The organism is Paraburkholderia jirisanensis (assembly GCF_054782355.1).
Genome location: NZ_BAAGSQ010000026.1, coordinates 635,607 through 650,692, shown reverse-complemented (window position 1 = coordinate 650,692; position 15,086 = coordinate 635,607). Strand labels below are relative to the sequence as shown.

The 15,086-nt window shown below is 62.2% G+C and carries 11 protein-coding genes; 7 read left to right on the top strand and 4 right to left on the bottom strand.

What is annotated here, in order from left to right:
• The 4 genes from ACYVNQ_RS19285 to ACYVNQ_RS19270 all read right to left on the bottom strand — a co-directional run bounded on the left by ACYVNQ_RS19285 (window position 1) and on the right by ACYVNQ_RS19270 (window position 6,283).
• Entirely contained in the window at window positions 1-909 is a 909-nt protein-coding gene (locus ACYVNQ_RS19285) for an ABC transporter permease (protein WP_460904162.1), read from the bottom strand.
• 4 nt (window positions 910-913) lie between these two features.
• Window positions 914-1,852, bottom strand: coding sequence for an ABC transporter permease subunit (locus ACYVNQ_RS19280; protein ID WP_460904161.1), 939 nt, complete (start codon window positions 1,850-1,852; stop codon window positions 914-916).
• A 16-nt stretch (window positions 1,853-1,868) separates the two neighbouring features.
• Window positions 1,869-3,503 (bottom strand): peptide ABC transporter substrate-binding protein, encoded by a 1,635-nt coding sequence (locus ACYVNQ_RS19275; protein WP_460904160.1) that lies wholly within the window; start codon window positions 3,501-3,503, stop codon window positions 1,869-1,871.
• A gap of 122 nt (window positions 3,504-3,625) precedes the next feature.
• Window positions 3,626-6,283: a TonB-dependent receptor plug domain-containing protein gene (locus ACYVNQ_RS19270; protein WP_460904159.1), complete on the bottom strand. Its 2,658-nt coding sequence runs from the start codon at window positions 6,281-6,283 to the stop codon at window positions 3,626-3,628.
• A gap of 1,068 nt (window positions 6,284-7,351) precedes the next feature.
• Between ACYVNQ_RS19270 and ACYVNQ_RS19265 the strand changes: the two genes are divergently transcribed.
• The 7 genes from ACYVNQ_RS19265 (at window position 7,352) to ACYVNQ_RS19235 (ending at window position 14,984) form a co-directional block, all read left to right on the top strand.
• Window positions 7,352-7,963, top strand: coding sequence for a MotA/TolQ/ExbB proton channel family protein (locus ACYVNQ_RS19265; RefSeq protein WP_460904158.1), 612 nt, complete (start codon window positions 7,352-7,354; stop codon window positions 7,961-7,963).
• A 24-nt stretch (window positions 7,964-7,987) separates the two neighbouring features.
• Window positions 7,988-8,407, top strand: coding sequence for an ExbD/TolR family protein (locus tag ACYVNQ_RS19260; RefSeq protein ID WP_460904157.1), 420 nt, complete (start codon window positions 7,988-7,990; stop codon window positions 8,405-8,407).
• Entirely contained in the window at window positions 8,404-9,174 is a 771-nt protein-coding gene (locus tag ACYVNQ_RS19255; RefSeq protein ID WP_460904156.1) for an energy transducer TonB, read from the top strand. Before ACYVNQ_RS19260 ends, ACYVNQ_RS19255 begins: the two co-directional genes overlap by 4 nt.
• A gap of 103 nt (window positions 9,175-9,277) precedes the next feature.
• Window positions 9,278-11,182: an extracellular solute-binding protein gene (locus tag ACYVNQ_RS19250; protein WP_460904155.1), complete on the top strand. Its 1,905-nt coding sequence runs from the start codon at window positions 9,278-9,280 to the stop codon at window positions 11,180-11,182.
• Window positions 11,183-11,186: 4 nt separating this feature from the next.
• Window positions 11,187-12,239 carry a microcin C ABC transporter permease YejB gene (locus tag ACYVNQ_RS19245; RefSeq protein WP_460904154.1) on the top strand — a complete coding sequence of 351 codons (1,053 nt, stop codon included), beginning with the start codon at window positions 11,187-11,189 and terminating at the stop codon, window positions 12,237-12,239.
• A complete protein-coding gene (locus ACYVNQ_RS19240) occupies window positions 12,193-13,323 on the top strand; it encodes an ABC transporter permease (protein ID WP_460904153.1) in 1,131 nt (376 codons plus the stop codon). Before ACYVNQ_RS19245 ends, ACYVNQ_RS19240 begins: the two co-directional genes overlap by 47 nt.
• Entirely contained in the window at window positions 13,320-14,984 is a 1,665-nt protein-coding gene (locus tag ACYVNQ_RS19235; protein WP_460904152.1) for an ABC transporter ATP-binding protein, read from the top strand. Before ACYVNQ_RS19240 ends, ACYVNQ_RS19235 begins: the two co-directional genes overlap by 4 nt.
• Window positions 14,985-15,086 lie beyond the last annotated feature (102 nt).

Here is a 15,086-nt window from a genome sequence, read left to right as displayed (position 1 = left end):
TCAATGCTCCTTCGGGTCGAACGCATCGCGCAGCCCGTCGCCGACGAAGCTCACGCAATACAACGTCACGCATAGCATCGTGGCGGGACACAGCAGCAGCCAGGGCATCGCTTCGAGCTTTTGCGCACCGTCCTCGATCAGCACGCCCCAACTCGTCATCGGCTCCTGCACGCCCAGGCCGAGAAACGACAACACGGATTCGGTCAACACGATCGACGGCACCGTCACGCTGGCGTACACCACCACCACGCCGAGCAGATTCGGCACGATATGGCGCGCGACGATCGTCAGCGGCTTGACGCCGGTCGCGCGCGCCGCGTCGACAAACTCGCGGGTGCGCAGCGTCAGCGTCTGGCCGCGCACCACGCGCGCCATGTCGAGCCACGAAAACGCGCTGATGGTCAGCACCACCAGATAGAACGCGCGGCCGAACAGCGTCATCATCAGGATCGCGATCAGCATGTACGGAATCGCGTACATCATGTCGACGATGCGCATCAGTACCGCATCGATACGGCCGCCGGCATACCCAGCCACCGCACCGTACGCCACGCCGATCAGCCCCGACACCAGCGTGCCGAGCAGCCCGACCTCGAGCGACACACGGCCGCCCTCCAGCGAGCGCACCAACAGGTCGCGGCCGAGTTCGTCGGTGCCGAACCAGTGCGCGCCTTGCGCGGTCGGTGCGAGGCTGATCGCAGACCAGTCGCTGTCGATCGCATTGTTCGTCAGCAACAGCGGGCCCGCGAAGCAGGCCAGCACGATCAGCAACAACAGCGCGAGTGCGGCAAGCGCCGCCCGGTTGCGCAGGAAACGCGCACCCGCTGCAGCGAACGGGCTGCGCGAACGCGGTGCGTCCGCCACTGCCGCAAGCGTGGCTGCGCGCCCGGAAAGAGAGAAGCGATTCATGGATTCAGTAGCGAATGCGCGGGTCGAGCCACGCATAAGCGAGGTCGACGAGCAGGTTGAACAGGACGGCCGCGACCGTCGTCAGCACGACGAGGCCCAGCACCAGCGTGTAATCGCGATTGATCGCACCGTTCACGATCAGCTGACCGAGGCCAGGCAGCGCGAACACCGATTCGGTGACGATCGCCGCGGTGATCGACGCAATGCATACCGAGCCGAGCAGCGACACGACCGGCATCAGCGCCGGCTTCAACGCGTGGCGCAACACGATCGTGTGCATAGGCAGCCCCTTGGCGCGCGCAGTGCGGATGAAATTGCCGCCCAGCACTTCGATCATGCTGCCGCGCATCACGCGCGCGATGGTTGCCATGTTGATCACTGTGAGCAAGGTGATCGGCAGCACCCGGTATTGCCACGCGCCATCGCCCCAACCGCCCGCGGGCAACCAGCCGTGACCATGCGCGCCGCGCAGCAGGATCGCGAAGATCCACACCAGCACCGGGCCGATCACGAACGGCGGCACCACGTTGCCGACATTGCCGAGCACCATCACGCCGTGATCGATCAGGCTGCCGCGCCGCACCGCGGCCACCGTGCCGAAACCGATTCCAAGCACGCACGCAATCGGCACGGAGATGCCGCCGATGCCGAGGCTCACCGGCAACGCCTTCCACACCAGGTCGTTGACCGACCAGTCGTTATAGCGGAACGAAGCGCCGAGGTCGCCATGCAGCAGCGCGAACAGATAGCGCAGGTACTGCCGCCACAGCGGCTCGTCGAGGTGATACTTCGCGTTCAGGTTCTGCAGCACCGCTGCCGACAGCTGTTTTTCCGTATCGAACGGGCCACCCGGCGTCAGATGCAGCAGCAGATAGCACACCGTGATCACCGCCAGCACGGTTGGAATCGCCCACAGCGTGCGGCGCAACGTATAAGCGAACATGGCCAGGCTCCGTCGCTTAATGCTTGATGATGTACAGGTCTTGCGTAGCGCGCTGGTCGACGTAGTTGGTCAACGTGTAGCCGCCCACGTAGGGTTTGACGAGCCGGTCGCCCGAGTACTGGAACAGCGGGATCAGCGGCGTATCGGCCATCGCCAGCGCCTGTGCCTGCGTGAGCAAGGCCGTGCGTTGCGCGTCGTCGAGCTGGCGGTTGCCTTCGTCGATCAACGCATCCACCTTCGGGTTGCAGTACCGCTGATCGTTCTGCACGCTGTTGCAGCGGATCAGATCGAGAAACGACGTGGCATCGTTGTAGTCGACGTACCATCCGTCGCGCGACATCTGCAGCTTGCCGTCGTGCCGCTGCTTGAGCATCACCTTGTACTCGAGGTTGTCGAGCTTCGCATTGACGCCGAGCTTGGTACGCCATTCGGAGGTGACGAACAGCGCGACTTTCTTGTGCAGGTCGTTGGTGTTGTACGTGAAGGTGAACGTGAGCGGTTTCGCGTCGGAATAACCGGCTTCCTTCAGCAGATCGCGCGCATAGTCCACGCGTTTGGCCATCGGCCACGCGGCCCACTCCGGCACATACAGCGCGGCGGCTTTGGTGCCCTGCACCGTGAGGCCGTAGATCGGTTTTTCGCCGGCTTGCGTGAGGCGCGAGGTCAGCAGGTCGCGGTCGATCACCATCGAAAGCGCTTGCCGCACGCGCTTGTCCTTGAAGGCCGGGTCGTCGTTATTCATGCTGTAGTAGTAGGTGCCGAGCACCGGGCTTGCTTTCAGCTCGGCGCCGAACTGCTTCGACAGCGATGCAAACAACCCGGATGGAATCCGGTATGTGTAGTCGAACTGCCCGCCCTGGTACATGCGCAGCGAGGTTTCGTCGCTTTCGATCGGCAGGTAGGTAACTTTCGTGATCGCGACGTCGCGCGCGTCCCAATACCTGTCGTCCTTCACCAGCACAATGTGGTTGTTCGGCTGCCAGTCGGCCAGCACGTACGCGCCGTTACCGATCAGGTTGCCCGGGCGCGTCCATGCATCGCCATACTTGGCGAGCGCGTCGCGGTTCACCGGCGCCATGTCCGCTTTCGATACCACTTCGGCGAAAAATGCGGCAGGCGTCTCGGTTTTCACTTCAAGCGTATACGGGTCCACTGCGCGCACGCCGAGCGTCGTGGGCGCTGCCTTGCCTGCAAGAATAGCTTTCGCATTCTTGACACATTCGACCAGAATTGTATATTTCGAACCGGTCTTTGGATCGACGAGTCGCTGCCACGCGTACACGAAGTCCGCGGCGGTCAACGGCTGGCCATTGCTCCAGCGCGCATCGTGGCGCAGCTTGAACACCCACGTATCGGCGGCTGGGCGCGTCCACGACTGCGCGACGCCGGGCACGACATTGCCGGCCGCGTCGATGCGCGTGAGCCCTTCGAAAATGTCGATACCGATCTGGTTGGCCATCACCGATTCGATATGCGCGGGGTCCAGCGATTCGACCTCGATATCCGCATGGCGCGTCAGCTCCTGCTGCGCGGCCAGTGTGACGTTAGCCGGCACGGCAGCCGCCGCCGGGCCGTCCATCGCAACGACAAGCGCCGCGAGTACCGCGAGTGCCGTGGCCGACAGGTGTGTCAAATTCAGCTTCAGATTCATGGGCGATTTCAACCGGAGAAAAACCGGCGGTGCGCGCAGCACCGCCGTCAAAACTCTTTCCGCGAAGCGGAAAGAGCGAGAGGAGCATCACTACCATCGTCCTGCGTGCAACGTCGCGCCGATCAGAAACGATACGTCGCGCCGATCTGGAACGTGCGTCCCATGTCGGTGTACAGCGACTGGTCGTAGCCGGTGATGTCCGGTTGCGACTGCCATTCGACGTCGAACGGCGGCGAGCGGTCGAACAGGTTGGTGATGCCGCCGTAAATCGTCCAGTGCTTGAAGCCCGTGTAGCGCGCCATCAGGTTGAACTGGCTATACGATGCGACCGCCAGCGTGCCGCCATCGCCGGACTCGGCCGCCACCGCGTTGGTGTACGGACCGGTGTACTGCCATGTCAGCGTGGTGGTGAACTTGCGGTAATCCCACGACAGGCTCGTATTGCCCTTCCAGCGCGGATTGCTCGCACCGAACGGCTGCAGGAACGCGAGGTTGTTGCCCGCGAAGTCCTGCGTCGGCTGGCCCGGCGAATTCAGCTTGAAGTGCCACACGTAGGCCCAATCGCCAGCGAGCGTAAACGTGCCGTACTTCGTGCCGACCGACTTGCGGAAGTTGAAGTCGAAGCCGTCGGTATCCAGCGAACCGAGGTTGATGTACTGCTGCGTGATGAAGCGGATCGAACCGTCCGGATTGCGCACCACGCGGGTCGGATCGTTCGCCTCCAGCACCGCATCCGGATCGTCGGTGCCGATCACACCGTCGATGTGGATCTTGTAGAAGGCCGCACCGAAGTCGGTCGAATTGTCGGGCGACAGCTCAAAGCCGATGTTGTAGTTTTTCGTGTGCTCCGGCTGCAGATTCGGATTGCCGTTCACCTGTTCGGTGGTGAAGTGCTTGGTCGGCGTGCCGCTCGGATCGTTCGGATCGGTCAGATTCTGGTGCTGCACGGTGACCGTCTGCGAGTTCTCGATCAACGTCGGTGCGCGGAAACCGCGGCTATACGATGCGTAAGTCGTCAGAGCCTGAACCGGCTGGAAACGCAGCGCGAAGTTCGGCGAGAACGCACCGCCGAAGTCGCTGTAGTGGTCGTAGCGGCCCGACTGCGTAAACGTCAGGTTGTGCAGCAGCGGAATGTCGACCTGGTAGTAGACCGCCGCGACGTTGCGATCGCCATCGACCGTCTGCACCTGGCCCGGCGTCACGATGCCCAGCGAGGACAATGTGCGCGGATTGATCAGCGTGCTTTCGTGGCGGAATTCCGAACCGAAGCCGAGACCGATGTTACCGGTGGGCAACGTGTACAGATTGCCGGTCGACATTTTCGCGGTCACGCTATCGACTTTCGAAATCGCCTGCTGGTTGTCCGTTGCAAACAGGCCTGCGGTGCCGTTAGGCGTGGCCGCCGGATTCGCAAAGTTGAATACACCGTTGGCAAGGATGTTTTCCGCGCCGGCCACCGTCAGCTCATTCGAGTAGCTCGTGTCGACCGTGCTTTGCGAATGCCCATAGTCGACTGCCCAGTCCCAGTCGCCGACCTTCGGCGTGGTGAAGGCGCCCTTCACGCCGGTCGATGCCTTCCAGAAAGTCGACACCGTATCCGCGACGATGGTGTGACCCGGGAACGTGTAGTTGATGCTGGTCGGAACGCCGAACGGGTTGAACGGGTTGGTCGCCGACACGGTGCGATCCAGCGGGGACACCGAACCGGTTGCCGGATCGAACACGTTGGACAAGCTGCTGATCGCAGCCGGCCCCTGCAACTGCACCGTCTCGTCGCGGCTCAACCACAGGTCCGCGTACGCCTGGACATCCTCGTTGACCTTGAAGGTGCCATGCAGCTTCGCGTTTAGACGCGTGGTAGCGGGAATCAGCGAGGTCTGCGAGGCCGGATTGTGCACGCACACCTGGCCGTTCGAACCCGTGTTCGGCGGACACGGATTGATCGGCGCGGTGCTGCCGTCGGGCAGCTCCCAGTTCGACTGCTGGTTCGGCCCAAGTGGCCCGGCATGGCCGCCGGGGAACTGCGAAAAGTCCTGATTCGCCGTCATCGAGCGGTCGCCAAGCGTCGAACCCGAATCGCGATACCAGCTCGCCGCGGCGGTCACGTTGAAGCGGTCCGAGTTCAGGTCGCCGAAGCCGCCGAGCACGCTGAAGCTGCCTTGCCCGTCGCCCGGATGCTGCGTCTTGCCGGCCTGGGCGTCGATCTGCAGGCCCTGGAAATTCTTCTTCGTGATGATGTTGACCACGCCCGCAATCGCGTCCGAGCCGTATTCGGACACGGCACCGGTCTTCACCACTTCGATGTGGTCGACCACGTTCAACGGAATCGCATTGACGTCGAAGAACGTATCGGTGAAGTTCACGGCCATCGCGTAGTTCGCCACGCGTTGCCCGTCCACCAGCACCAGCGTGTACTTCTCGCTGAGGCCACGCAACGCGAGACCCGCACCGCCCGGTGCCGAACTGTTCATGGTCGATTGCGACCAGCTGCTTCCGGAGTTCGCCGACATGCCGCGCAGAAAGTCGGCCACCGTCGTATAGCCGCTCTGTTCGATTTCCTTCGGGGTAATGGTTTGCACTTCGACGTTGCCGGTCTTGTCCGAGGTGCGGATCAACGATCCGGTCACTTCGACTTTCTCCAGCTTGGCTACCGGCGCCGTCGGCGCTGCTGCACTGCTTGCCGCTGTGGGTGCGGCCACGCTGTCAGGCTGGCTTTGCGCATAGGCAACCGGAACGCACGCAGCCGTCAGCATCAGCTCGGCGCCTATGATTTTCGTCATGGCCGAGACCAGTTTCTTCTTTTTCACTTGCTCTCCTGCTTGTTGTGCATTGAACGATCTGCCCGATGCGCGAGTCGCGCATCGGGCAGCCGTGCGAAGTCCGATGTGATCGGCGAGTTCGTCGCCGCCGGAATCTGTTCCCTGGTCTCGCACGTCCCGTCCAGTGCGCATTGCCGATCGTGTCGGACGCGCGCTGGCTTTTTAAAGCGAGCGCAGCAAAAGCAGAAGGCATGCCAACAGAAATTGGCTCGAGCTGCCTGAGCTCGCTTTAAAGCGCCTTAATCGCAAGGCAAAGCATTGACGGAATTGAATTTAATTAACGCTCAAAGAAAAACGTCATATGCATTGCACAGCGATCCGCGCGCGTACCATGCCGCCTCCCAGCCGGTCAGCAATTTTTCATAAATTTAGAGGGCTTGCTCTACTGTCGGCTGGTGCGCCTTTCGCACCTTTAAAAGGCGTGAATTGCCGAATCGGTGCATTTAATAAATGTTTGCATGTCGCGCGTTTATTCACCGAAAACGGGCAATAAAGCAATCGATGAAAGTATCGTAATTTATTGCGGATAGCCTTACTAAACAGGTTGTAAGCAACGGCTGACGCCCATATTTTCTGCCCATCGGCGCGTCATACATCTGAAATGTTTGTAATAATAAAACTCTCATCAAATGCTCAATTCGCACCATTACATTGCGCTTAAAAACATAAAGCACCAAATCGGTTCGATAAAAGACGACACCTGGTGTTTACCAGACTACTGATCTGCATTGCGGTGTATTCACACAGCTGGTTTGATCTTCCATTAGCGTCGACGAGAAACCCGATTTAAACCATGCACAATGCATTGGCATACCACGCATTAATCGGCTATCTCCGTAATTTAAAAGCGCTTATGGATCCCGGCGGAACGACAATAACCTCTCTCTACGCACGATACCCGCGCCGCTCGCAAGTCGCCTGGTACGGCCTTTGCATTGGTGCCCGCGCTTTTAAGCTGGCAACCCACAAGGGAGCCAACAACGAGAAACCCGCCGTTATGCAACGGCGTTGCGCAAACAGGAGTCCGCAGTGCTGAACACGCTCATCACCTACTCGATCCAGTCGCTGGGTCTGATCCCTCTGCTCGCCTTTATCTTCCTGATCGGCATCGCGATCATCATCGAACGCTTCATGTTCTTTACGCGCGCCGTGCGTGCCGGCAACACGCTGGAACACGACCTGAAGCTGGTCGACAGCAGCAACCTCGAAGACGCCGCGAAAGTCGCCGACCACTACCGCCAGACCGTGCAGGCCGAGCTCGTCAGAAGCGCGATCAAGGCCAAAGGCAAAAGCGAAGCGGCAGTGGAACGCGAAATCGAAGAAACCATCATGTTCCAGTTGCCACGCCTCGACCGTAACCTGTGGGTTCTTGACACCGCTGTCACGCTCGGGCCGCTGCTCGGCCTGCTCGGCACCATCATCGGCATGGTCGAGTCGTTCAACGTGCTGGGCTCGAGCGGCACGGCCAACCCGAACGGCGTAACCGGCGGCATCGGCCACGCGCTGACCGCCACCGCGTGTGGCCTGACCATCGCGATCATCTGCGTGGTGTTCCTCAACTACTTCAACAAGCGCATCCGCATGACGGTCAACCAGTTCGACCTGATTAAGTCGCTGCTGGTTTCGCGTTTCGCCGCCTGACGCCCGTCGAGGAAGGAGAAGATCATGCGCAACCATCGCAGCCACTATCTCGGCGGAGAAGAGAAAGCCCGCATCGAGATCATTCCGATGATCGACATCATGATGTTCCTGCTGGTGTTCTTCATGCTCGCCACCCTGAAGATGATCCAGGGCGCAGGCATCAAGCTCGACTTGCCACAGTCGAGCACCGCGGAACAATTGCAGCAGACCATCAAGGTATCGATCGGCGTCACGAAAGCTGACCAGCTCTATCTCGATGCAAAGGAAATCACACCCGAAGCGCTGACCGCGCATCTGCAGGAGCTCGTGCACGAATCGAAGAAAGTCGACGTCGCGATCGCCGGCGATGAAGGCACCAGCTACAAGAACATCGTCAAGGTGATGGATCTGGTGCGCGCGGCGGGCATCAGTTCGGTTGCGCTCGCCACGAATCCGACGACATGAATACGCCGGCCCTCGAGATGAACGATCCGCAACGCCCGCTCGCCGGCGCGCTATGGGCATCGTCGCCGCCCACGCGTCACCACGGCATGTCGATGAAGACGGCCATCGGCGCGGCCTTGCTGGTGGAAGTGCTGGTGGTGGCCGGCCTGTCGCAGGTCAGATTCCAGCAGGACGCGCCACCGCCGCCGCGGGAAATGCGCGTGCAGATCGCGCCACCGCCACCGCCGCCGCCCGAGATCAGGAAGCTGGAACCGCCGCCCGCGCCGGAGCCGCAAAAGACCGTGCCGAAGACGGTTCAGCCCAAGCCTCTGCCGACGCCTAAACCACCGCCCGCGAAGCCTGCGCCGGCGCCGAAGGAAGCTGCGATTCCAGCCGCCGCGGCACCCGCGCAAAACGCGCCCGCACTGGCCACCGCGCCGGCCACCGCTTCGCCTGCACCTGCCACCGCGGCAGTGGGCGCCGCACCGGTCGCGCCACCGGCGCTGCATGGCGTGGTCGACGGTCGCGGCCACTGCCAGTCGGTGCAGCCGCAGATTCCGCGGCGCGCGCTCGAGCAAGGCATTTCGGCGAGCGTGATCGCGCATCTGGCGATCAATCCGGACGGCAGCGTCAGCGACGTGAAGATCGTGCGCGTCACGCCACCCACCTCGGTGTTCAACGAGGCGGTGATCGCGGCAGGCCGCGCCTACAAGTGCGAGAAGAACGCGGAACCCTATGTGGGCGAAGTCGAATTTTCGTTCAAGACCACAGCATCCGAAGACGAGTAGCGCACCTCGCGACTAAGGACGCGGGGGCGGCTATCCGCTGCCCTCGCGCGACTCGGACCACGCGCGCGCCGGCTACAAGCCGGCGCGCGACCCAGGCACGGGCATGATGAGCAGAGAAGACTGGACAAGGAACGCGCAGCACGCGTTCGAACGACGTTTCGCAGCGTTTGCGACGACGGGTGCCATTGCGCTGTCGCTCGCCGCGGCAACGCTCGATGCGCCCGATGCGCTCGCACAGCCGTCGCTAGCGCAATACGACACACCGAAATACCCGGCAGATTTCAGCCATTTCGATTACGCCAATCCGAACGCACCGCTTGCCGGAACGCTGAATTTCCAGAACTACAGCGAAGCGCAAAGCTACGATTCGCTCAATCCGTTTCTGCTGCGCGGCTCGCCGGCACCGGACATCCAGCGTCTGATGTTCGACACGCTGATGCAGCGCAGCTGGGATGAACTCGCGTCCGAATATCCGCTGATCGCCGACGACGTCGAGCTTGCGCCCGACGGGCTATCGGCTGTGTTCCACATCGATGCGCGCGCACGCTTTTCGAATGGCGAGCCGATTACTGCCGCCGATGTCAAATATTCGTTCGATACGTTGACCAGCTCGCAAGTCTCACCGCTGTTCAACTCGCAATTTGCGGTGCTCAAGGAGGCCACCGTATTGGACCCTGCGCGCGTGAGATTTACGTTTCGCCGCGCCGAGCGCGCGGCCGCGCTCATCGCCGGCGACCTGCCGGTGTTCTCGCCGAAATGGGCAATGCAGGACGGCAAGCCCGCGCCATTCGATCAGTTGAGCAATGTCGAGCCGATCGCGAGCGGCCCCTACCTGATCGAACAACGCAAGAACGACAAGCAGATCACCTATCGCCGCAATCCCGCGTACTGGGCTTCGAATCTGCCGTCGCGGCGCGGCATGTATCGCTTCGCGCGCGTCACCTTCAAGCTGTTTCTCGACCACTACACGCAGCTCGAATCGCTAAAGGCCGGCGAAACCGACGTGCAGGTCGAATACAGCTCGTCGCAATGGGCGCGCAAATACGTCGGCAAGAATTTCGACAACGGCACACTGCAACGCAGTGCGTTTCCGAACCACGGTGCGCAGATGCAAGGCCTACTGTTCAACCTGCGCAAGCCAATGTTCGCCGACCCACGGGTGCGTGCCGCGCTCGTCTATACGTTCGACTATGACTGGATGAACCGGATGGCGTTTTATGGCCAATACCGGCGCCTGAACAGCTATTTCGACGACAGCCCGTTTGCCGCCAGCGGCACGCCGGGCGCGGGCGAACTCGCGCTGCTCGAACCCTATCGCGCGACGTTGCCCGTCGGCGTATTCGGCGAACAGAGCGCGCAACCCGACACGCTGCCGCCACATTCGCTGCGCGATAACCTGCGGCACGCCCGCGACCTGCTTGCACAAGCCGGCTGGCAGGTGCGCGACGGCCAGCTGCGCGATGCGCACGGCACACCGATGTCGATCGAAATCATCGACGACCAGCCCGGCATGGACCGCGTGATCCTGCCGATCGTGCGCAACATGCAAACGCTCGGCATCGACGCGCACATGCGTGAAATCGACAGTGCGCTGTATCAGAAGCGCATCGACAACTTCGATTTCGACATGACCACCTACATCTATCCGACCGTGACGATTCCCGGCGCCGAGCTCGCACGGCGTTTCGGCAGCGCCGCCGCGACGCAACCGGGCTCGGAGAATTACATCGGCATCCGCTCGCCGGCAGTCGATGCGCTGATCGGTGCGGTACAGCGCGCGGGCACGCTTGCCGAACTGGAAAACGCTACCCGTGCGCTCGATCGCGTGCTGCTGAATGCGTCCTACCTGATTCCCGAATACCGCTCGCCGGATGCGCGAATTGCATACAAACGCGCGCTCGGTTTTCCGCCGGTATTACCGCGCACCTATCAGGCCGAAGACTGGGTGCTCGGCTACTGGTACTGGAAAGACAGCGGCGGCCCGCGCGCCGCTGCGCCTGGAGGGTAATGCGATGCTCATCTACATCCTGCGCCGCGTGCTGCTGATGGTGCCCACATTGCTCGGCGTGATTACACTGACCTTCGTCGTCACCCAGTTCGTGCCGGGCGGCCCGGTTGAGCAGCTGGTCATGCAATTGCGCCACGGCACGCCGCACGGTGGCGAAGGCCGCGCCGCAGCCGGCGGGTATCACGGCAGCCAGGGCGTCGACCCGCAGCAGATTGCACAGATCAAGCAGCAATACGGCTTCGACAAACCGCCGCTCGAGCGCTACTGGACCATGCTGAAGCATTACGCGAGCTTCGATCTTGGCCAGTCGTACTATCAGCACCGCAGCGTCTGGCAGGTGATCCTGTCGAAGCTGCCGGTATCGCTGACGCTCGGCATATGGACCGTGCTGCTCACCTACGTGGTGGCGGTGCCGCTCGGCATTGCGAAAGCCGTGCGCAACGGCACACGCTTCGATACCGCGACCAGCGTGCTGGTGCTGACCGGCTACGCGATTCCCGGCTTCGTGTTCGGCGTGCTGCTGCTGATGCTGTTCGGCGGCGGCACGTTGTGGCAGCTGTTTCCGATGCGCGGCCTCACATCGGACAACTTCGACGACCTGTCGGCAGTGGGCAAGCTGCTCGACTATCTGTGGCACATCGCGCTGCCGGTAAGCGCGGCGGTGGTCGGCAACTTCGCGATCGTCACGATGCTGACGAAGAACACGTTTCTCGAGGAAATCGGCCGGCAATACGTGCTCACTGCGCGCGCAAAGGGTGTCTCGCAGCGCGGCGTGCTGTGGAAGCACGTGCTGCGCAACGCGGCGATTCCGCTGTTGACCGGCTTGCCCGCAGCCTTCGTCGGCGCTTTCCTGAACGGCAACCTGCTGATCGAGACGCTGTTCTCGCTCGACGGCATGGGCCAACTGTCGTACGACGCGGTGATCCGCCGCGACTACCCCGTGGTGCTGGGCTCGCTGTTTCTGTTCACGCTGCTTGGCCTCATCACCAAACTCATTGCTGACGTCTGCTATGCCATTGTCGACCCGCGCATCCAGTTCGATCGCCACGACCGCTGAAGTTGCGGGCGCAACCACCTTGCACGACGCCGCGGCATCACTTCCGGTGTCGCCGTGGCGCCGCACGTGGCAACGCTTTCGCCGCCAGCGGCTCGGCTACTGGAGTCTGGTGATTTTCTGCACGCTGTTTGCACTGAGCCTGTTAGGCGAAGTGCTTTCCAACGAAAGGCCGCTCGTCGTGCGCTACGACGGCCACTACTACTTCCCGATCGTGCGCGACTATCCGGAGACGCGGTTCGGCGGCGACTTCGCCGCGCGCACCAACTATCTCGATCCGTATCTTCGCGACAAGCTGGAAACCAACGGCAATTTCGCGATCTATCCGCCGAACCGCTACTACTTCGACACAGTCGACTATTTCGCCACGCGGCCGTACCCCGCGCCGCCGTCCGCGAGCAACTGGCTCGGCACCGACAAGTTCGGCCGCGACGTACTGGCGCGCCTGCTGTATGGCTTCCGCCTCTCAGTGCTGATGGCGCTGGCGCTGACCGTGTCCGGCGTCGCACTCGGCACGCTGGCCGGCGCAATACAAGGCTTTTACGGCGGCCGCACCGATCTGATCGGTCAGCGGCTGATCGAAGTGTGGAGTTCGATGCCGGACCTGTATCTACTGATCATCTTCGCTTCGATCTTCGAGCCGGGGTTGTGGCTGCTGTTTATTCTGCTGTCGATGTTCGGCTGGCTCGTGCTGTCGGACTACGTGCGCGCCGAGTTCCTGCGCAACCGCGCGCTCGATTACGTCAAGGCGGCCCGCACGATGGGACTGTCGAACTGGCAGATCATCTGGCGCCATGTGCTGCCGAACAGCCTGACGCCGGTCATCACGTTCCTGCCGTTCCGCATGAGCGCGGCGATTCTGGCGCTGACGAGCCTCGATTTTCTCGGCCTCGGTGTGCCGCCGCCGATGCCGAGCCTCGGCGAATTGCTGCAGGAAGGCAAGGACAATCTCGACGCATGGTGGATCCCCGTGTCCGCGTTCGCGGCGCTGGTGATCACGCTGCTGCTGCTCACGTTCATGGGCGACGCGCTGCGCAATGCGCTCGATACGCGCTCGCGCGGTTCGGCGTTCGGAGGCCGGCGATGACTGCAAAGATCACTGCGATGGCAACTGCGCCGCTGCTTGAAATCGAGCATCTGACGCTACATTTCGGCGATCGCCGGGTAGTCGACGACCTGAATCTGCGCATCGCACGCGGCGAACGCGTTGCGCTGGTCGGCGAATCGGGGTCCGGCAAAAGCGTGACTGCGCTATCGATACTGGGCCTGCTGGAACACGCGCATGCGAGCGGCCGCATTCTGCTGGAAGGCGACGATCTGCTGAAGAAGTCCGAACAGCAGATGTGCGGCCTGCGCGGCAAGGACATCGCGATGGTCTTCCAGGAGCCGATGACCGCGCTCAATCCGCTCTTCACGATCGGCCGGCAAATTGCGGAAAGCCTGCGGATTCACGAAGGGTTGCGTCCCAATGCGGCGCGCTCGCGCGGCATCGAGCTGCTGCGGCGCACCGGCATTGCCGAGCCGGAGCGGCGCATCGACAGCTTTGCGCATCAGTTGTCCGGCGGCCAGCGGCAGCGCGCGATGATCGCGATGGCGCTGGCGTGCCGGCCGCGCCTGTTGCTTGCGGACGAGCCCACCACCGCGCTCGACGTGACGGTACGGCAGCAGATCGTCGAGCTGCTGCTCGAACTACAGCAGCAGGAGGCGGCCGAACGCGGCATGGCCGTGCTGCTGATCACGCACGATCTGCATCTGGTGCGACGCTTCGCACAGCGCGTTGCGGTCATGGAGCGCGGCGTGCTGGTGGAGACCGGCGCGACCGATGCGCTGTTCGCCAACCCACAGCATCCGTATACGCAAAGGCTGCTAAACAGCGAACCGCATCGCGCAATCGAACCCGTTGCACCGCACGCGCGGCGCGTGCTCGATGTGCAAGGTCTCGACGTCGACTATCGAACCCATCCGAAAGGCTGGCGCGCGCTATTCGGACGCGCGTCCGCGGGGGCGTCATTCCGAGCGGTCGAAGGCGCAGAGTTATCGCTGCGGTACGGTGAAACACTCGGCATCGTCGGCGAATCCGGTTCGGGCAAGTCGACGTTGGCAGCGGCCGTACTTGGGCTGAAAGCGCCTACCGCCGGGCACATTCATATCGACGGTGCACCGCGTTCTCTGCTTTCGTCCGCCATGTCGCGGCGCGCGTTATATCGCAGGATGCAGGTCGTGTTTCAGGATCCGTTCGGCTCGCTGTCGCCGCGTCTGACGGTCGGGCAGATCGTCGGCGAAGGCATTGCCGTGCATCGGCCCGAAGTCGCGGCGCGCGACAGACGTCAACGCGTGGCCACCTTGCTGGAAGAAGTCGGCTTGAGCGCCGATGCCATGCAGCGCTATCCGCATGAGTTTTCCGGCGGGCAGCGGCAACGCATCGCGATTGCACGCGCACTCGCAGTCGAACCCGAACTGCTGATTCTCGATGAGCCCACCAGCGCACTCGACGTATCGATCCAGCAACAGGTGCTGACGCTACTGACGAAGCTGCAGAAGAAATACGCATTGAGCTATCTGTTCATCACGCACGACCTCGCCGTGATGCGCGCGATGGCGCATCGCATCGTCGTGATGAAGGCAGGGCGCATCGTCGAATCTGGCGAGACGCTGCAAGTACTGCGGCAACCGGCACATCCCTATACGCGTTCACTGGTCGAAGCGTCGATGAATCGCGAAACGATCGCGCCGGCGATATCGCAATGAGCCGTCATTACATGCAGTACGCGGATGCATGCTGAAATCGGCGGCATCGCTTGCTCGTCGATTCGACAGGTACCGCCATGCACATTCAGCCCAACAGCCCGA

Excerpts from the sequence above, each read along its gene's own strand:
- ACYVNQ_RS19285 (WP_460904162.1), bottom strand. The coding sequence starts at position 909 with ATGAATCGCTTCTCTCTTTCCGGGCGCGCAGCCACGCTTGCGGCAGTG.
- ACYVNQ_RS19280 (WP_460904161.1), bottom strand. The coding sequence starts at position 1,852 with ATGTTCGCTTATACGTTGCGCCGCACGCTGTGGGCGATTCCAACCGTG.
- ACYVNQ_RS19275 (WP_460904160.1), bottom strand. The coding sequence starts at position 3,503 with ATGAATCTGAAGCTGAATTTGACACACCTGTCGGCCACGGCACTCGCG.
- ACYVNQ_RS19270 (WP_460904159.1), bottom strand. The coding sequence starts at position 6,283 with ATGACGAAAATCATAGGCGCCGAGCTGATGCTGACGGCTGCGTGCGTT.
- ACYVNQ_RS19260 (WP_460904157.1), top strand. The coding sequence starts at position 7,988 with ATGCGCAACCATCGCAGCCACTATCTCGGCGGAGAAGAGAAAGCCCGC.
- ACYVNQ_RS19255 (WP_460904156.1), top strand. The coding sequence starts at position 8,404 with ATGAATACGCCGGCCCTCGAGATGAACGATCCGCAACGCCCGCTCGCC.
- ACYVNQ_RS19250 (WP_460904155.1), top strand. The coding sequence starts at position 9,278 with ATGATGAGCAGAGAAGACTGGACAAGGAACGCGCAGCACGCGTTCGAA.
- ACYVNQ_RS19245 (WP_460904154.1), top strand. The coding sequence starts at position 11,187 with ATGCTCATCTACATCCTGCGCCGCGTGCTGCTGATGGTGCCCACATTG.
- ACYVNQ_RS19240 (WP_460904153.1), top strand. The coding sequence starts at position 12,193 with ATGCCATTGTCGACCCGCGCATCCAGTTCGATCGCCACGACCGCTGAA.
- ACYVNQ_RS19235 (WP_460904152.1), top strand. The coding sequence starts at position 13,320 with ATGACTGCAAAGATCACTGCGATGGCAACTGCGCCGCTGCTTGAAATC.